The organism is Mesorhizobium sp. M0227 (genome assembly GCF_040321855.1).
GTDB lineage: Bacteria > Pseudomonadota > Alphaproteobacteria > Rhizobiales > Rhizobiaceae > Mesorhizobium.
This window is the reverse complement of sequence record NZ_JAMYSJ010000016.1, coordinates 85,397-103,673: the sequence shown is the minus strand read 5'-3', so window position 1 is coordinate 103,673 and position 18,277 is coordinate 85,397. Positions and strand designations below refer to the sequence as shown.

The 18,277-nt window shown below is 62.2% G+C and carries 18 protein-coding genes; 4 read left to right on the top strand and 14 right to left on the bottom strand.

The window, feature by feature from the left end; translation table 11 throughout:
- Nucleotide 1 precedes the first annotated feature (1 nt).
- From pdeM to NKJ00_RS21440, 5 genes are all read right to left on the bottom strand, one after another.
- Nucleotides 2-718 (bottom strand): ligase-associated DNA damage response endonuclease PdeM, encoded by a 717-nt coding sequence (gene pdeM, locus NKJ00_RS21460; RefSeq protein ID WP_352554706.1) that lies wholly within the window; start codon nt 716-718, stop codon nt 2-4.
- Nucleotides 715-3,264: a ligase-associated DNA damage response DEXH box helicase gene (locus tag NKJ00_RS21455; RefSeq protein WP_352631065.1), complete on the bottom strand. Its 2,550-nt coding sequence runs from the start codon at nt 3,262-3,264 to the stop codon at nt 715-717. The genes pdeM and NKJ00_RS21455 overlap by 4 nt, the downstream gene beginning before the upstream one ends.
- A gap of 67 nt (nt 3,265-3,331) precedes the next feature.
- A complete protein-coding gene (locus NKJ00_RS21450) occupies nt 3,332-4,192 on the bottom strand; it encodes a C40 family peptidase (RefSeq protein WP_352631063.1) in 861 nt (286 codons plus the stop codon).
- A gap of 30 nt (nt 4,193-4,222) precedes the next feature.
- A complete protein-coding gene (locus NKJ00_RS21445) occupies nt 4,223-4,573 on the bottom strand; it encodes a MarR family winged helix-turn-helix transcriptional regulator (RefSeq protein WP_013533675.1) in 351 nt (116 codons plus the stop codon).
- 72 nt (nt 4,574-4,645) lie between these two features.
- Nucleotides 4,646-6,010, bottom strand: coding sequence for a leucyl aminopeptidase family protein (locus NKJ00_RS21440; RefSeq protein WP_352631061.1), 1,365 nt, complete (start codon nt 6,008-6,010; stop codon nt 4,646-4,648).
- Between the two features lie 116 nt (nt 6,011-6,126).
- Here NKJ00_RS21440 and NKJ00_RS21435 point away from each other — a divergent pair, with 116 nt between their 5' ends.
- The gene (locus NKJ00_RS21435) at nt 6,127-6,948 is read left to right on the top strand and encodes a tetratricopeptide repeat protein (RefSeq protein WP_352631082.1); all 822 of its coding nucleotides are present in this window, start codon (nt 6,127-6,129) and stop codon (nt 6,946-6,948) included.
- Between the two features lie 84 nt (nt 6,949-7,032).
- Here NKJ00_RS21435 and NKJ00_RS21430 read toward each other — a convergent pair whose 3' ends face one another.
- From NKJ00_RS21430 to NKJ00_RS21390, 9 genes are all read right to left on the bottom strand, one after another.
- The gene (locus NKJ00_RS21430) at nt 7,033-8,055 is read right to left on the bottom strand and encodes a type II secretion system F family protein (protein ID WP_023811371.1); all 1,023 of its coding nucleotides are present in this window, start codon (nt 8,053-8,055) and stop codon (nt 7,033-7,035) included.
- A 9-nt stretch (nt 8,056-8,064) separates the two neighbouring features.
- Complete coding sequence (locus NKJ00_RS21425) at nt 8,065-9,078, bottom strand: type II secretion system F family protein (RefSeq protein ID WP_128304345.1); 1,014 nt, start codon at nt 9,076-9,078, stop codon at nt 8,065-8,067.
- A 29-nt stretch (nt 9,079-9,107) separates the two neighbouring features.
- Complete coding sequence (locus NKJ00_RS21420) at nt 9,108-10,610, bottom strand: TadA family conjugal transfer-associated ATPase (protein WP_352439645.1); 1,503 nt, start codon at nt 10,608-10,610, stop codon at nt 9,108-9,110.
- Nucleotides 10,611-10,639: 29 nt separating this feature from the next.
- Nucleotides 10,640-11,929 (bottom strand): CpaE/TadZ family protein, encoded by a 1,290-nt coding sequence (locus tag NKJ00_RS21415; RefSeq protein ID WP_352631059.1) that lies wholly within the window; start codon nt 11,927-11,929, stop codon nt 10,640-10,642.
- 38 nt (nt 11,930-11,967) lie between these two features.
- The gene (locus NKJ00_RS21410) at nt 11,968-12,705 is read right to left on the bottom strand and encodes a CpaD family pilus assembly protein (protein WP_352439646.1); all 738 of its coding nucleotides are present in this window, start codon (nt 12,703-12,705) and stop codon (nt 11,968-11,970) included.
- 14 nt (nt 12,706-12,719) lie between these two features.
- Nucleotides 12,720-14,252, bottom strand: coding sequence for a type II and III secretion system protein family protein (locus NKJ00_RS21405; RefSeq protein ID WP_128304342.1), 1,533 nt, complete (start codon nt 14,250-14,252; stop codon nt 12,720-12,722).
- Entirely contained in the window at nt 14,249-15,061 is an 813-nt protein-coding gene (gene cpaB / locus NKJ00_RS21400) for a Flp pilus assembly protein CpaB (RefSeq protein WP_352610745.1), read from the bottom strand. The genes NKJ00_RS21405 and cpaB overlap by 4 nt, the downstream gene beginning before the upstream one ends.
- Nucleotides 15,062-15,275: 214 nt before the next feature.
- Nucleotides 15,276-15,794 carry an A24 family peptidase gene (locus tag NKJ00_RS21395; RefSeq protein ID WP_127327694.1) on the bottom strand — a complete coding sequence of 173 codons (519 nt, stop codon included), beginning with the start codon at nt 15,792-15,794 and terminating at the stop codon, nt 15,276-15,278.
- A 170-nt stretch (nt 15,795-15,964) separates the two neighbouring features.
- A complete protein-coding gene (locus tag NKJ00_RS21390; protein WP_127327695.1) occupies nt 15,965-16,141 on the bottom strand; it encodes a Flp family type IVb pilin in 177 nt (58 codons plus the stop codon).
- A 323-nt stretch (nt 16,142-16,464) separates the two neighbouring features.
- On the opposite strand from NKJ00_RS21390, the gene NKJ00_RS21385 reads away from it, so the two are divergent.
- The 3 genes from NKJ00_RS21385 to NKJ00_RS21375 all read left to right on the top strand — a co-directional run bounded on the left by NKJ00_RS21385 (nt 16,465) and on the right by NKJ00_RS21375 (nt 18,261).
- Complete coding sequence (locus NKJ00_RS21385) at nt 16,465-16,887, top strand: pilus assembly protein N-terminal domain-containing protein (protein ID WP_013533687.1); 423 nt, start codon at nt 16,465-16,467, stop codon at nt 16,885-16,887.
- 137 nt (nt 16,888-17,024) lie between these two features.
- The gene (locus tag NKJ00_RS21380; protein ID WP_127295250.1) at nt 17,025-17,606 is read left to right on the top strand and encodes a TadE/TadG family type IV pilus assembly protein; all 582 of its coding nucleotides are present in this window, start codon (nt 17,025-17,027) and stop codon (nt 17,604-17,606) included.
- Nucleotides 17,607-17,643: 37 nt separating this feature from the next.
- The gene (locus tag NKJ00_RS21375) at nt 17,644-18,261 is read left to right on the top strand and encodes a TadE/TadG family type IV pilus assembly protein (RefSeq protein WP_023811381.1); all 618 of its coding nucleotides are present in this window, start codon (nt 17,644-17,646) and stop codon (nt 18,259-18,261) included.
- The last annotated feature ends 16 nt before the right edge of the window (nt 18,262-18,277 follow it).

The window sequence follows — 18,277 nt, the reverse complement described above, 5'->3', positions numbered from 1 at the left end:
TTTAGCCCGGCCGCAGCATCGAGCCGGAAATGGCAAAGATGCGTTGGGCGCCCAGCATATAAGCCATCAGCGTGTCCAGCCGGAACAGCCCGGCATAGGCGCGGTCGAGCACGTTGAGCGAGCCGGTATAGGCGCCGAAGGCCGGCATGATCATGCGGCCGCCGTCGCCGGCAAAGCAGCGGCGCCGCACCGAGCGGCCCTGCTGGACTATACGGGCGCAGGGGTGCAGATGGCCCGCTATTTCGCCTTCGACACGCTGCTTCGACGGCTCATGCCGGAACAGCAGCGAGCCTATAGCAAGTTCACGCACCGTCTCGCCAGGCAAATCGGCTGGCGCTTCCGGATCATGATTGCCGGCAACCCAGAACCATTGCCGGCCTGATATCAGCGCTTCCAGCCGCTCGCGGAAGCTTGCATGCATACGCTGGGCGCCGCCGCCATCGTGAAAGCTGTCGCCTAGGCTGATGACGATCGACGGCTGGTAGTCTGATATCACCGCCTGAAGCCGCAACAAGGTCGCGCCGGTGTCGTAGGGCGGAATCAGCGTGCCGCGGCGTGCCAGCGACGAACCCTTTTCCAGATGCAGATCGGACACGGCCAGAAGCCGCAGATCCGGAAAATAGAGCACGCCGCGCGGGTCGCAGACAGCGCGCTCGCCGGCGATGCCGACGAGATCGGCCTCGGCGATCAGCGATGTGCGCGCCAGCGAAAAATTCATTCCACACTCATTCCCGGCCCCATGGCCTCCTCGACCAATGTCGCCGCATCCATCAAAAGCGTTTCATCGGCTTCGCCATGGACCGGCATCTTGCCGATCTCGAGCATGATCGGCACAGCGAGCGGCGATATCTGTTCGAGTGCCTTATGCACGATTCGACCCTGGATGCGCGAGAGCATGTCGGCAAGTCTGCTGACATCGAGCAGACCGGTCGCTGCGTCGGCGCGTGTTGCCTGCAGCAGAATGTGGTCCGGTTCATGGCTGCGCAGCACATCGTAGATCAGGTCGGTCGAGACCGTGACCTGGCGGCCGCTCTTTTCCTGGCCGGGGTGGCGTTTCTCGATCAATCCCGAAATCAGTGCACAATTGCGGAAAGTGCGCTTGAGAAGCCAGCTATCGGCCAGCCAGGCTTCGAGGTCATCGCCCAGCATATCCTGGTCGAAAAGCGCGCCAAGCGAAGGCTTCCTGGCTTTGAACATCGCGCCCATGTCGCCCAATGACCATATCGCCAGCGCATAATCGGTGGCGACAAAGCCGAGCGGCCTGGCTCCTGCCCTGTCGAGGCGGCGGGTGAGCAGCATGCCGAGCGTCTGGTGCGCCAGCCTGCCCTCGAACGGGTAAGCCACCAGATAGTGGCGGTTGCCGCGCGGAAAGGTCTCGATCAGCAGGTCATCGCGTTTGGGCAGCACCGATTTGTCGGCCTGGAATCGCAGCCAGTCGGCGACCTGCTCGGGCAGCTTCTTCCATCGCTGCGGGTCGTCCAGCATGATGCGGACCTGTTCGGCGAGATAAGTGGAAAGCGGGAACTTGCCGCCGCCATAGTAAGGCACCTTGGCATCGCTGCCGGGCGCGTTCGACACGAAGCATTCATTCTCGCGGATGCCTTCGAAGCGCAGCACCTTGCCGGCGAACATGAAGGTGTCGCCATGCGTCAACGTTTCGAGGAAGGCCTCCTCGATCTTGCCGAGAACCCGGCCGCCACGCGAAGCCGCGCCCTTGCTGCCTGCTTGCACATAGCGCACGTTAAGCGCCGGCACCTCGATGATGGTGCCGACATTCAACCTGTATTGCTGGGCAATACGAGGATTGGACACCCGCCAGAACCTATCCTTGTTCAGGCGTATGCGGGCGTAGCGTTCGTAATTCTTGAGCGCATAGCCGCCGGTGGCGACGAAGTCGATGACGCGGTCGAAAGTCGGCCGGTCGAGGCTGACATAGGGTGCTGCCGTTCGCACTTCCTCGAACAGATCATCGGCACGGAACGGCGCGCCGCAGGCGCAGCCGAGCACATGCTGGGCCAGTACATCGAGCCCGCCATCGATCAAGGGAGGCGTGTCCTGCGCGCCTAGATAGTTGGCATCGAGGGCGGCCCGGCATTCCAGCACCTCAAAGCGGTTGGCCGGGATGAGGATCGCCTTGGACGGCTCGTCCATGCGGTGATTGGCGCGGCCGATGCGCTGCGCCAGCCGGCTCGCCCCCTTCGGCGCGCCGACATGCACGACCAGATCGACATCGCCCCAGTCGATGCCGAGGTCGAGCGTCGAGGTGGCGACGATGGCACGCAGTGCGTTTTCCCCCATCGCCTTTTCGACGCGCCGGCGCTGGGCGACGTCGAGCGAACCGTGGTGCAGCGCGATCGGCAACGTATCCTCGTTGACCCGCCACAATTCCTGGAACAGCAGCTCCGCCTGGCTGCGCGTGTTGACGAACAGCAGGGTCGTCTTGTGGCGCTTGATCTCGCGATAGATTTCCGGCGTGGCGTAACGCGCCGAATGTCCCGCCCATGGCACTCGCTCTTCGGAATCGAGGATGGAAATCTCCGGTTTCGCGCCCCCGGTGACGACGATCAGTTCGGCCATGTCATGGCCTGTCGAACCCTTGGGCGGATTCTGGCTGACCAGCCAGCGCCGCAACTCGTCCGGTTCGGCCACAGTCGCCGACAGGCCGATCGTCTGCAGACCGGGGACAAAGCTGCGCAACCGCGCCAGACCGAGCGCCAGCAGATGCCCGCGTTTCGACGTCACCAGCGAGTGCAGTTCGTCGAGCACGACGTAGCGCAGATCCTCGAAGAAACGTTTTGCATCGCCTGCCGCTATCAGCAGCGCCAGTTGCTCGGGCGTGGTCAGCAGGATATCGGGCGGCACCAGCTTCTGGCGCTGGCGCTTGTGCGCCGGCGTATCTCCGGTGCGCGTCTCGATGGTGACGGGCAGGCCGATTTCCTCCACCGGCTTGCCGAGATTGCGCTCGATGTCAACGGCCAGTGCCTTCAGCGGTGAGATGTAGAGCGTGTGGATACCGCGGCGCGCCTGGCCCGGCTTTCTCTTGGGCCGGTTGGCCAGTTCGGTGAGCGAAGGCAGGAACCCGGCCAGCGTCTTGCCGGCACCGGTCGGCGCAATCAGCAGGACTGATTGCCCGGCCTGGGCTTTTGCCAGAAGTTCGATCTGATGGGCGCGCGGCGACCAGCCTTTCTCGCCAAACCATCTGATGAATGGTTCGGGCAGGGCCACGGCGGCATTCTGTTCGGCAAGGCGCGGCTGCTCTGTCACCCGCCAGAGGTAGCGCGACGGCGGCTAATCGCCAAGAAGAATCGGAACAAAAGGGGATCGTTCTTCCCTAAGGCCGCCGAAACCCTGTCGGGCTGCCATAGAGATAGCCGATGCGCGCGACGGCGTCTTTCAATCCCTCGTGCGACACCAGCATGGTGTGGCCATTGGCGTGGATCATCGTGTCGGCATCCGTCATGACGGCGACATGGCCCTTCCAGAACACCAGATCGCCGCGTCGCAAGCCTGAGAAATCAGGTCCCGGTTCGAGCGGCTCGCCAAGTGTCGCCGCCTGCATGTCCGAATCGCGCAGCACGTCGCTGCCGGCCATGCGCATCGCCAGTTGCACTAGGCCCGAACAGTCGATGCCGAACCCGGAAGTGCCACCCCAGAGATAGGGCGTGCCGAGAAACGCCTCGGCAACCGCGACATAGTCGGAGCCAGCTTCACTGAGCGGCCGCAGGTGACCTGCGATCAGCGCCTCGCCGGAAGGCAGGACCGCATAATGCGTACCGCGCGTCTCGGCGGCCTCCGTCACTGTCACCGTCGATCCCATCGACAATTGTCCGGCGATCGGAAAGCGCAGATCCGGCCCGGGGTAAAGGAAGGTGCGCGGCACGCAGACGATGTGAGTGGCCGCGTGATCCCGGCCCCCGAGCATCGTGTCGGCGACATAGCCGACATAGCCGTCGCGTTCGGCCTGGACCCAGGCCCAGCCTTCAGCGACATCGAAGACCAGGACATCGTCGCCGAACAGCGCTTGCGTGTTGACGCCGGCATCAGGCCGCGGCGCCTTGCGCATATCGGCCACTGACGCGATGACCCGCGCCGGCCGGCCGGCGACGAAGCGGTCGGCGGCGACCTCGCCCTTCAGCCTTGCATCGGCGAGATCGGAGCGAAAAGCGTGAAGGCGGGCATCCCTGGCGGTCAAATCGAGCACTCTGTTGAAAAGGTAATTCGCTCACATCGGCAGTTCGAGCGCCTTGGCGATGATACCATCGCCGAAGCGCTCGACAAAGAGCGCGCCCTCGACCGTGCGCCTGATCAGAACATTGCGCTTGTCGAGTTCGTCGCGATGGCGCGAGACGAGTTTCAAAGCGCCCATCGTGTCGAGCGCGCGGGTGATCACGGGCTTGGTGACATTGAGGCGCGCGGCGAGCCCGCGCACGGTGTGCGGCGGCGGATCGAGATAGATGGTGAACAGGATTGCCGTCTGGCGCATGGTCAGATCGGGCGCGTCGTCGCGCACCTGCGACAGCATCACCTGCTGCCACAGTCGCAAGGCCTGGCTCGGGCGCATCGCAATCGACATCGCGCCAGCATGACGGCAAATTGTTTCGGTTCCGTTTCAGTCAAAGCGATTGCCGTCTCTCGCCTGCAACCGTCAGCCGTAGCGTTTCGCGATGATCCGCTCCAGCGCGCGGATGCCTTGTGCCTCACCGCCGGCGGGGCCATGCGGACGGTCAGCCGGGTTCCAGGCGAAGATGTCGAAATGCGCCCAGCCCGCGGTTTTTTCGACGAAGCGCTTGAGGAACAGCGCCGCGGTGATCGAGCCGGCGAAACCATCCGGGGTGACATTGTTGATGTCGGCGATCTTCGACGACAATTTTGCATCGTATGGCTGCCACAGCGGCATGCGCCACAGCGGATCCTCGACCGCGACGGAAGCCGCCGCAAGATCGGATGCCAGCATTTCGTCGCCGGTGTAGAACGGCGGCAGATCGGGGCCGAGCGCGACACGGGCAGCCCCGGTCAGCGTCGCCATGTCGACCAGAAGCTGCGGCTCCTCCTCGTCGGCCAGCGCCAGCGCATCGGCCAGCACCAGCCGTCCCTCGGCATCCGTGTTGCCGATCTCGACAGTGATGCCCTTGCGGCTCACCAGCACGTCGCCAGGCCGGAAGGCGTTGCCGGCGATCGAATTTTCGACCGCGGGAATGAGCACGCGCAGCCGCACATTCAGCCCGGCAGCCATGATCATCGAGGCAAGGCCAAGGACATTGGCGGCACCGCCCATGTCCTTTTTCATCAGCAGCATGCCGGACGATGGCTTGATGTCGAGACCGCCCGTGTCGAAGCAGACGCCCTTGCCGACCAGCGTTACCTTCGGCGCCCCTTGCTGCCCCCACTGCATATCGATAAGGCGCGGCGCGCCGGCCGACGCACGGCCGACAGCATGGATCATCGGGAAATTCCGGTCGAGGAGATCGTCACCCTTGACCACCGAGACTTCGGCCTTGTGCCTGGCAGCCAGGGTCCGCACCGCCTCCTCCAAATCTTCCGGGCCCATATCGCTGGTCGGCGTGTTGACCAGATCGCGTGTCAGGAAGACGCCATCGGCAATGCGGCGAACGCGCCCGGCATCGACGCCTGCCGGCAGGCCGAAGCGCAGCGCCCTGCCTGACTTCTTGCCGTAACGGGTGAAGACATAGCCGCCGAGCACCAGTGCGGTGGCCGCGAGTTCGGGCTCGACCGGCGCCGAGGCGAAATGCCAGTCGCCTTCCGGCAAGGCCTTCGACAGTGCGCCGAGGGCGAGCGCGCCCTCGCCATCGCCGACGCCGAACAAGGCGCCGCCGAGCGCCCCGTTTTCGCCGGGCACGACCAGCGTCCTGCCTGCCTCGCCGGAAAAGCCGTTGGCCCTGGCCCAGGCGACAGCGGCCGGCGCAAGGCCGGCCGCGTCCAGACCGTCCCTGGCGATCAGATGGACCGGCAGCGCGCCCGGCAATGTCTTCCCGACGAGTTCGACAGGCATGCGATGTTCTCCGTGTGAGTCGCCATTCTTAACCGTCCGTTAGGGTTAACAGAATATTTCTGCGGGAGGGAAGACGGCCACGCAATGGCCGCGCATGAATGGAGGCTTAGGTGGCCATGCCGACCAACCGCAGGATCGATGCCAGGGGAAAACGGCTCATCATCACGGCCCTTGTGCTGGCGCTGGCGGCGGGCGTCGCCGGTTGCGGAACCGACAAGCTCTCCACCGGCTCTATCGCACGCACCGGCGGCAAACCGCTGGAAAGCATGTCGGCCGGGGAACTGCACAATGCCACCGGCGCACTCGGCCAATCCTACGCGAAGAACCCCAACGACAAGCGGATCGCGACGAATTATGCGGCGGCATTGCAGATGGATGGCGACGCCGATCAGTCGCTCGCCGTGATGCGCAAGCTCGCCATCGCTTTGCCCAAGGATCGTGACGTGCTTGCCTCCTATGGCAAGGCGCTGGCCGCCAATGGCCAGTTCGAGGCGGCGCTCGACGCCGTGCGCCGCGCTCAAACACCGGAATATCCCGACTGGAAGCTGGTGTCGGCCGAAGCGGCCATTCTCGACCAGACTGGCCAGAAGGACGATGCACGCCAGCTTTACCGCAAGGCGCTCGACCTCAAGCCGAACGAGCCTTCCGTGCTCTCCAATCTTGGCATGTCGTATGTGCTGGAAGGTGACCTGCGCACCGCCGAAACCTATATGCGCTCGGCCGCGCAGCAGCCGAATGCGGACAGCCGCGTCCGCCAGAACCTGGCACTGGTCGTCGGCCTGCAAGGCCGGTTCGACGAGGCCGAGAAGATCGCCTCGCAGGAGCTCTCGCCCGAACAGGCGCAGGCAAACGTCGCCTATCTCAGGCAGATGTTGGCCCAGCAGAATGCCTGGAGCCAGCTCAAGGACCAGGACAAGCCGAAATCCGCGACCAACTGAGACCACAATCCCGATGCCCAACGAAGAAGCCGCGCTGCATGCGCGGCTTCTTCGTTTGAGGGAATGCAGGAATTTACCTCGCCGCTACTGGGCGTTTGTTGCCGGCGCCGCATGATCGCCGAAGATACCGCGTTGGCTGACCTGAATGCCGGCGGGACCCAAAATGATGGCGAAGAGCACCGGCAGGAAAAACAGGATCATCGGCACGGTAAGTTTTGGCGGCAGGGCGGCCGCCTTCTTCTCGGCCGCATTCATGCGCATGTCGCGGCTTTCGGCGGCAAGCACGCGCAGTGCATGCGCCACCGGCGTGCCGTAACGCTCGGCCTGGACGAGCGCCTGCGACACCGACTTGACCGAATCCAGGCCGGTGCGGCTTGCCAGGTTCTCGTAGGCCTGCTTGCGCTCCGGCAGATAGGAAAGCTCGGCGTTGGTGAGGATGAATTCTTCTGCCAGCGCCACCGATTGCGCACCGATCTCGTCGGCGACCTTGCGCAGTGCCGCTTCCACCGACATGCCCGATTCGACGCAGATCAGCATCAGATCGAGCCCATCCGGCCATGCCATCTGGATCGACTGCTTGCGCTTGGTGGCGCGGTTGTTGACGTAGATGACCGGTGCGTAGAAGCCGCCGTAAGCAACGAGGACGCAGACGAACAGCCTGATGACCAGTGGCTTGTCGGGCAGCCCTCCGAGCACGAAGATGTAGATTGCGGCCAGCGCGAAACCGACAAAAGGAAGCACGAGACGGAAGAAAAGGAACCGCGTCAGCGGATTCTGTCCACGAAAACCGGCCACCTTGAGTTTCTGCAATGTGCTCTCATCGGCGAGCGCGCGTCTCAGATCCAGCCGGTCGACAATGTTGCGCATGCCTATCGACTGTTCCTCGCGCAAGCCCTTGCGACGGCGGTCGGCCTCGACCGCAAGCCGGGCGCGCTGTTGCGCACGCAGTTCGTCGCGTTCCAGCGCAACGGATTTCATGCGTGACTTGAGCTGGTTTCCGCCAAACGCCGGCAGCAAGGTGAGGACGGTCGCAAACACCGCTATCGCGACCAGCATCGCGATCAGGAAGCTCGGATCCGTCAGGGTCTTGATGACTTGCTCGGTCATGCCAGCATCCTAGACTTCGAAGTTCATCATCTTGCGCATCACCAGGATGCCGATCGACATCCAGACCGCAGAGCAACCAAGGATCAGGTTTCCGACGCTGGTGTTGAACAGCGGCATCAGGTAGGCCGGGCTCGACAGGTAGACGAGAAAGGCGACGATGAAGGGCAGCGCACCGATGATCGCGGCGGACGCCTTCGCTTCCATCGACAGCGCCGCGACCTTGGCTTTCATCTTCTTGCGATCGCGAAGCACGCGCGAAAGATTGCCCAGCGCCTCGGAGAGATTGCCGCCGGCCTGCGATTGAATCTGGATAACGATGCCGAAGAAGCTTGCCTCGGTGCAAGGCATGGTTTCGGGCATGCGCAAGGTCGCGTCGGGGATAGAGAGGCCCATCTGCTGTGAATCGACGATGCGGCGAAACTCGGTCTTCACGGGTTCGGGCGATTCGTTGGCGATCAGGCGCACGGCGTCGTTCAGCGGCAGGCCGGATTTGACCGCACGCACGATGATGTCGAGCGCATTTGGAAATTCGTTGAGGAATGCCTTGACCCGGCGGGCGCGACGAAACGTGACGAACCAGCGCGGCAGGCCCAGCCCCCCGGCCAGCAGCACGCCCGGCAAGGCGATCAGCGGGGCTCCGGCCACAAAGGCGACCATCGTCAAAACGATGCCGCATATTGCGGAATATATATAGAAACGCTCGATGGTGGTCTTGAGGTCGGCCTGACGAAGCTGGGCTTTCAGCGGCGGTTTCTTGACGCGGCTGTCCTTGGTTTTCTGCTTGGCGTCGAGTTCGTTGAGAGAATCCTGAACCGATTTGCGCCGCTTGGTGGCTTCCGCCACGCGGTCGCGCGAGGCCTTGACCACGGAGCGATCCGTCTCGGCGGTCCTGATCGTTTCGAGCCGCTTGCCGACCTGTTTCTCGTTGCTGATCCGGGTGAACAGAAATGCATAAGCGACGGCGCCGGCGCTGAAGCCGGCGAGCACGACAAACGCCAGTACTGTGCCGTCAATTCCAAACATTGGCCCGAACCCTTACACCCCAGCACACGTCAGTCAGCGCGTTTCTCCATCGCCTCGAGCGCAATGGCGAGACGCTGCTCCTCGCCGTAATAACGTGCGCGCTCCCAGAAATGCGGACGGCCTATGCCGGTCGATACGTGCTCACCCAACAGCCGGCCGTTGGCGTCCTCACCCTTGATGTTGTAGAGGACGATATCCTGCGTGATGATGACGTCGCCTTCCATCCCGATCACCTCGGTGATGTGGGTGATGCGGCGCGATCCGTCGCGCAGGCGCGCCGCCTGGATGATCACGTCGATGGAGCCGACGACGATTTCGCGCACTGTCTTCTGCGGCAGCGAATAACCGCCCATGGCAATCATGGATTCTATGCGGTTCAGGCATTCGCGCGGGCTGTTCGAGTGGATCGTGCCCATCGAGCCGTCATGGCCGGTGTTCATCGCCTGCAGAAGATCGAACACTTCGGGTCCGCGCACTTCGCCGACGATGATGCGCTCGGGACGCATGCGGAGGCAGTTCTTGACCAGGTCGCGCATCGTCACCTCACCCTCGCCCTCCAAATTGGGCGGGCGGGTTTCGAGGCGTACCACATGCGGCTGCTGCAATTGCAGCTCGGCCGAGTCTTCGCAGGTGATGACGCGCTCCTCGCGGTCGATATAGTTGGTCAGGCAATTGAGCAGCGTGGTCTTGCCCGAACCGGTGCCGCCCGAGATCACGATGTTGCAGCGAACACGACTGATGATCTTGAGAACTTCGGCGCCCTGCGGCGAGATGGCGCCGAACTTGACCAGTTGATCGAGCGTCAGCTTGTCCTTCTTGAATTTACGGATGGTGAGCGTGGCACCGTCGATGGAGAGCGGCGGCGCGATGACGTTGACGCGGGAGCCGTCGGGAAGGCGCGCGTCGCAGATCGGGCTGGATTCGTCGACGCGGCGGCCAACCTGGCTGACGATGCGCTGGCAGATGTTGAGGAGCTGCTGGTTGTCACGAAAGCGGATGCCGGTCTGTTCGACCTTGCCGTTGACTTCGATGTAGACGTTCCTGGAGCCGTTGACCATGATGTCTGCGATGTCGTCGCGGGCGAGCAGCGGCTCGAGCGGCCCATAACCGAGCACGTCGTTGCAGATGTCCTCGAGCAGCTCTTCCTGCTCGGCGATCGTCATTGCGAAGTTCTTGATCGCGATGATGTCGTTGACGATATCGCGGATTTCCTCGCGCGCGCTTTCAGGATCAAGCTTGGAAAGCTGCGACAGATCGATGGTGTCGATGAGCGCGGAGAAGACCTGGCTCTTGGTATCGTAATAAGTTTCGCTCTTTTCGCGCTGTGCCCGCTTCGGCTCAGGCGCCAATGGCGGTGCCTCGACCGCACGGCGCGCCGGCGGCGCGACAGGCGCGCTTGGCGCCGCCGCGGGCCGGGTCAGAACCGCCGTGTCCATGGAACCTGCAGCCGGCGGCGCAACAGGCGCCGGTGCTGGCTGGCGAAATTCCGGCGTGAACCGGTTGCCGTCGTCGCTGCCTCTTTTACCAAACATGATCGACTACCGATTCCACTGCTGAAGCGTCACTTCTTGTTGCGCGAGAGCTTGCCGAGCAGGCTGCCGAGCCCGGCCTTCTTCTTGATCTTGATTTCGCTGCGCCCGGTCAGCACATGCGCCATTTCGTTGATCATCGCGACAACCGGGTTCTTGGCATCCATTTCGCCAAGCATGCGTCCGTTGTTGGCGGCATTGCCGAACAGCAACGGATCAAAAGCAATGACCGACATCGGCGACAGGCCGAGCGGCTCGGCGAAATCGGACGGCGAAATCTCCGGGCGCTTCGGCACGCCTGCCTGGTTGATGATCAGCTTGGGCGGCGGATCATTGGGACGAAGCCGCTTGAGCATATCGACGAGGTTCTTGGTGTTGCGCAGATTGGCAAGTTCCGGTGTCGCAGTGATGACGATCTCGTCGGCCTTGACCAGGGTGTTCTTGGTCCAGCCCGTCCAGGCATGGGGGACGTCTAGCACCAGAAGCGGCACGCTGCGCTGGGCGGTGTCGATGAGCTGAACGAAGGCCTCGGGATCGAAATCATAGACCCGTTCGAGCGTCGAAGGTGCTGCCAGCAGCGACAGATGCTCGGCGCACTGGGTCAGCAGCCGGTCAAGATAGACTTCATCGATGCGCTCCGGCGAAAACACCGCTTCGGCGATGCCTTGCGCCGGATCCTGGTCGAAATTCATGTTGGCGGTGCCGAAAGCCAGATCGAGATCAGCGACGACCACTTCGGATTTGAACAGGGAGGACATCGCCCAAGCCACATTGTGGGCGATCGTCGAAGAGCCGACACCGCCCTTGGCGCCGACGAAGGCGATCGAGCGGCCGAGCGGCTCGGCTTCCGGATCGATAAAAATCGACGACACCACGCTGACGATGTCGGCCATCGAGACCGGCGCGATCACATATTCGGAAATGCCGTTGCGGATGAGCTCGCGGTAGAGACCGACATCATTGTAGTGACCGATCACCACCACCTTCGACGTCGGATCGCAATATTCCGAAAGCTGGGCGAGTTGTTCCAGCAATTGCTTGGGCTCGCTGCGCGATTCCAGCAGGATCAGGTTGGGCGTCGGCGCCGATTGGTAGAATTCAATGGCAGTGGGGACGCCGCCCATATGCACCTTGAGATGCGCCTTTGTCATACGGCGGTCCTCGCCGGCGCGCTCGACCGGGTTGGCGACACCCTCGGTCTCGCAGAATGCCTGGATCGAGATGCGCGGGATCGGCCGCAACGCCTGCATCGCGGCGATGTCCTGCTGCGAGGTATCGCTGCCGTCCATCGGGGCGTCATAGGCAAGGTTGCTCATCGTCATGCTCTTTCCCGTGGCCTGTTCTATCCGAGACTGGCGGCTTAGTAGTCTACTTCCGAATTGCCCAGGAACTCATCCGAAATGCCTCTTGCACGGTAGACATCGATCACCGCGCCGCGATTTTCAGCATCGATTGTGGACGGCTTGCGCGGGCCGAGCAGATCGGCCGGGTTGGCCATCTGGGCGGCAAGATTGTTCTGATAGGAGCAGCCGAAGTCGGCATAGTGCTTATTCTCCGACGTATCGACGAGGTCGGCTGGCCAGCGTCCGCATTTGTCGGTCTGCGCCCTCACCGCAACATAAGCGACGCGGACCGGCGAGGATATCTCGCTCGAGGCGGCCTGGTAAGAGGTGACGACAAGCCGGTTGCGCTTGACGCCGCTGGCGATCGCGAGCCGGGCGAAATCACGGGCCGCCGCGGTCGCGGCGACCTCATTGGCCGATCCGCTCGGGACCTGGATCGTCAGCGTCGGGGCGGCACTTCTGTCATAGCCATCGAGGAAGCCAAGAAGTGTATCGCGCTGAGAGCCGGTCATGCCGCGGTCACCGGCACCAACCGGGAGGTCGATCTTTTGATTCTTCTCGGCGATCACGATCGGATGGTTGGTGCGGTAATCGTCCGGAATGGCGCCGACCGTGATGCTGTCGCGCTGGGCGCAGCCGGCCAGCAGAGCCGCCACCGCAACCGCCAGGACAGGAACGGCTCCCCGGCAGACCCGCGAGCGGCCAAAGCGCATCGCTGCCGCGATGGTGCTTGCCTTCAATGCTGACTGAGACATGTCCGCTTCCCCGCTCACTTGTAGATGAAGCCGACAACGCCGTGGTAGCGGCCGTTTGGCTTGTCTGTCTGCATGGTGCCGTAGACGCGATTGACGCGGCCAAGGAACATGCCGGCGCCATCGCTGGCGGCGTTGAAATTGTCATCCGGCTTGGCAAGGTCGTTGCGGGCCACCGGCTTCACCAGATAGGGCGTTATGATGATGACGAGCTCGGTCTCGTTGCGGACGAAGTCCCTGCTGCGGAAGAGCGAGCCGAGCACCGGGATCTTGGCTAGGCCAGGCAGGCCCGAGATAGCCTGGCGAACGTCGTCGCGAACGAGACCCGCGATCATCATCGACCCGCCCGAAGGCAATTCGACAGTGGTATCGGCAAGCCTTTTGCGGATGGACAATATCGTCATACCGGGTTGAGTGCCCGAACCTTCGAGGGTCGGCGCACCATCCGTGGTCGGCTCCGATACGGAGGTTCTGACCTTGAGGCTTATGCGCCCCGCCGACAACACGACCGGCTGGAACTCGAGGCCAATGCCGTATTCGATCTTTTCAAATGAATATGTCGTCAGGCCGGTCTGATTGTCGGTCGAGACATTGCTCGAGCGACCGGTGGCCAGATTGTACTCGCCGCCGACCTTGAACGTTGCCTTCTCGCCCGACACGGCGGTGAGGGTCGGCTCGGCCAGCGTCTTCATCACGCCGCTTTGCTCCATGGCATTGATGTAGGCCTGGAGGCCGTTTCCGATCCCGTCTCCCAGCAACAAACCGGAACTAGCCGCAATCGGCTTGCCCAACCCGAAAGCAGGCGAACTTGCCGCGCTGTAAGAAATGCCGTTGGAGCTGCCGCTGCCGACCATGTTGACGCCGAGCTGCTTCATCACGGAGCGGCTGACTTCGGCGACCGTGACCTTCAGCGTAACCTGGTCGTCGCCAATGATCTGCAGCAGGTTGACGATCTTGCTGGTGCGGCGTTCCTGGTCCGGATTGTTGATGTCGACACCGCTTTGAGCTGAACCGCCGGCGGCGGTCTGCGAATACTGTCCCGTCGTCGCTTCACCACCCGAAACGAAGATCGTCGCCAGGTCGACCGCGCGCTTTGCGTCCAGCGGCGTGTCGACCGTTCCGGTCAGAACGACGTTGTCGTTCAGCAGTTCCACCTTGATGGCCGACGTCGGCAGGAAGCGCCTGATATAATCCTCAAGGCCGGCAACGTCGCGTTCGACGGCCAGGTCAAGACTGACGATCTGCTCGCCATTCGGACCGAAGACAAAGATGTTCGTCTCGCCGACCGCCTTGCCGAACAGATAGATGCGCCTTGCGGTGCGGGTCACCGCATCGGCCACCGCCGGGTTGGCGACGAGAATGTCGTAGGCATCGCTCGGCAGGTCGATGACCACCGACTTGTTGAGGCCGAGTTTGACGCGCTGGGTGGCCGTCGATGCCGTGACCTGCGCGTTCTTTGCCTCGACAACGCTGCCTTGCACATTCGTTCCGACGAGCAGCAGGCCGAATGCCGCGGCTACGATTGCCGGCAGTTTACCGCTTAGCCTCATTTCCTTGCCCCTACTTCGGAAACTTCGCCCGACTTGATCAGCCTCACCGTTCCCCTGCGGCCATTGCCGGAAACGAGATAGTCGGCCTCACCCAGATTCTTTTCCTGCGCGTCCGCGACTGCCCGTAGCGCCAGGGTCAGGCGATCCGCCATCTGTTGGGCGACGGTGATGATCTCCGCCTGCTTGGGCGTCAGTTCCAGCGTGGCGGTCTGACCCACCCTGGTCTTCTTGCCTTCCTCGTCCTCCTGAATGGTCTGATCGATGGCCAGGACGCGGATGTTCTTGAGGATGGTCTCGGTGTTGAAGCCGGCGGCGCCGCTGGCGGCATCGGCCCTGCGGGTCATGATGACGTCGACGAAATCGTTGGGAAGAATGAAGCCGCCGGCCGACGTATCGGCCGAGATGGCCGTGGCGACCGCCCGCATGCCGGAAGGCAGGATCGACGACATGAAGCTCTGCCCCTCGCCGATCAGCTTGGAGCGCCGCAGGGGTTCTCCGGCATACATTGCCACACGGGCAACGGAACTCTTCAGCTTGTCCAGCGCCTCGGGCTCGGCGGTGCGGGTGATGAAATTCGCGTTGACGCCGTCGGCGGGCCAGGATTGCCAGGCGATGTTGTTTTGGATCGGGCTGCCCATCGGAACGTCGCCTGAAAGCACAAGCACATCCTGGAGTGCCACTGCCGGGGCTTGGGGGCCGGAATCGACGACGACCTGGGGCGGCGGTGCCACCATGTTCTTCGCGACATAGCCAGCGCCACCCGCCGCGGCCACCGCCACGCTCAGAATTATCAATCGCGATGCTGGCATCTGTCCGAACCCTTGCCCTGGCAAACCACGTAGCCAAGCCGGACTTTGCAGCGGCAATCGTCAAAACAAGGTTAATGTAATGCTTACGATCGTGATTAATTTAAGGTTTACATAAATTAGCCGGAATGTGGTCTGAACGGCCAAAATGGCCGGGCCGGCCCTGTTGAGAACGGGGTTTCGGCAATGCTGACAGACAATAAAAATAAGATCGTGCTCAAGTCGCCAGCCTGGCAAGCGCCCATACCATCAAAGGCGAATCCGGATAGGTCAGCAACCCGCCAAGGCCGAGGGCGACGCCGTAGGGAACACCTTTTGCCTCGTCGGCGAAATGGCGCAGAAACGGATTTTGGCCGGTAACGGCCGCAAGCAGCGACTTCCGGTAGAGGATGATCGCCAGCGTCAGCAGGCCGCCGATGATTGTCGAGGCGACAAGATACTCCACGAGATTGATATTGAGGCCCATCCACATCGCGGTGGCGGCCAGAAGCTTGGCGTCGCCGCCGCCCATGCCGCCCATTGCAAACAGGCCGAACGTCACGGCCAGGACCAGGGCGCCGGCGGCGAAATGTCCGCCATAGACCGCCCAGTCCATACCCGTCAGCGGCGCGACCAGCGCGAAGACAACGACGAGCAGCACCGGCACGCGATTGGCGATCGTCATCGACAGCATGTCGGAAATCGCGGCAAACAGCATGCAGAACGGAAAGACGACGAAGATCAGGGCTTCAAGCATCGGCGCTGTGCCTATTGTTCAATTCCAATGCGGCCAGTCTAGACATGTTCGATTAACGATTGATGAGGCCCGCTGCTAAAACGTCTTGGTACCCTAAGGTCTCACAAACAAAGCAAGGGCCGCCAGTGAGGCGGCCCTTGCTGCAAGTTGATTGCTTCAGCGATAGCGAATCAGTTGCCAGCGCCGTTCAACGTGGATCCGATGTTGGTGAACTTGGCGTTGAGCGCAGTACCGAGCTGGCCCGCGCCAGTGATGATGGCGAGCGCAATGAGAGCGGCGATCAGACCATATTCGATAGCGGTCGCGCCGGATTCGTCCTTCACAAAACGTGCGATGAGATTAGACATTCGAGAGCTCCTACTCCACGTGTTACAGCACTTCCGTCAACTTCTGTGATGGTTGATCGGATGCTGCCAATCTAGGGAGAAGCTCTTTCGATCGGCTTAAGAAACAGCCTTACCGATTCCTTTCCCGGTTCGAACACATTGCGTGGTTAACCTGGGGCTAATATACCACTGAGCCTTCTCGCCCCGGGTTTGTGGACTTCCGGACAGTGCCCGGCGAGCGTCCTTGTCTGCCATCGCATCATTGGCGACACCGCATGCTTAACCGTTGGTTCACCAATCTCGTTCATGTTCCGTTGATCAGTCCGCCTGCGTGGAGCGCCTCAATGGCCCAGCCGAGATCGTCAATCCTGATTGCCGCGCTTCTTGCCGTCTCGAGCTTCGTCGCGCCCGCCATGGCCGGCGCCGGTATCGAGGTCACGATGAACCAGGCCAAGATCGTCAAACTGTCGCGTCCCGCCGACACCATCGTGGTCGGCAACCCGGCAATCGCCGACGCTTCGGTGCAGGACGCTTCAACGATCGTGCTCACCGGCAAAGGCTTCGGGGTCACCAATCTGGTCGTGCTCGATACGGACGGCAGCCCCATCGTCGACGAGCAGGTTACCGTGGTGCGGCAAGCCGCCTCGTCCGTGCGCATCTATCGGCGCGCCGAAATCCAGACGATGTCGTGCACACCCTATTGCGAAAGCTCGTACAAGAGCGAAGCGGAGAAGTCTTCGGAAGCGGAGATGAGCGTCAGCCGATAGGTGGCGTTGCCGACTGCCGTTCCGGTTATTGTCTGGTTAAGAGGCCTGCGCCGACTTTAACGATCATCCAAACCGGACCTCAATCGGTTTGCGCTAATGCTCCTTCCGAGACCGCATAGAGATCGGCAGGATCGGACATGAGCAAGGAATTCGGTCGCGCAGGCGACCACAAAGTGAGACGCCCAAGGTTTTTCGCCCGCTTCCTTCGTGACCGGCGCGGCGCCACGGCAATCGAATTCGCGATCCTTTCAGTCCCCTTCGCGCTGCTTGTCTTTGCCATTCTGGAAAGCTGCATCTCGTTTGCCGGCCAGGAGGTGATGGCCAACGTCACCGACGATGTCGCGCGCAAGCTGCGCACCGGCCAGTTGAGAGCGGCTGACGTTGCCGGAACCAATTTGCGGGACATGATCTGCACGAAACTGCAGATCATCGTCTCCCAGGATTGTCCCAATCAACTGCTGGTGGATCTTCGCCAATATACGTCGTTCGCCGATGCGGCCACGGCAGGCTTCAAGATCCAGAACGGCGACGTCGTACTGACGAAAGGCACCGCAACCCAATCGTTCTCAGTGACAGCGGGTGCGGCGGAGTCGAGGAACATGCTTCGGGTCTTCTACAAGTGGCCGATCATGACCGATCTGCTGGCGCAGTCGATGGGCGGCAACAAGACCCTGCATTTCGCATCGGTGACCTGGCAGAACGAGCCGTTCGACAACTGAGCGGAATGCACGAGCAGTATAAGAAAAGGGCAAGGGCATGATGCGTGCGGGGGCACATCTTATGATTACGGGAGTTTGGCGGAAAGCAAGCCGATTCTGGTCCGATCGCCGCGGCATCGCGGCGGTTGAATTCGCGTTGATCATGCCAATTCTGCTGATCATGTATTTCCTGACAATGGAAGCGTCGCAAGCCATCGAGACCAGCAAGAAGGTCAGTCGTATCGGCAGCATGGTGGCCGATCTCGTCACCCAGCAGACAAGCGTCCTCAAAGCGGATGTCGACGCCATCATGCAGATCGGCAGCGTCACCCTTCAGCCCTACAACCGCTCGCCCCCTAGCATCACCATCACGGCGATACAGGTTACGCCCGATGCGACGAGGGCACTGGTGGTTTGGTCACGCAAATTGGTCGCCGGCGTCGCCAGCCGTGGCGCCGGCGCCACCACCGAGACAACGATCCCGACGTCGCTCAGAGTCGCCAACACGTTTCTCATTCGCGTCGAAAGCAACCTCGGCTATACGCCGGCCATCGCGTGGAGCGCGAGCAGTCAACAGAAGCTTGGACTGACCTCGGCTTTCAGCAACATAACCATGGGCGAAACCTATTATCTGCGCCCCCGCAGAAGCGTGACGATCCCTTGCAGCGACTGTTGAACAGAACCAGCTAGGC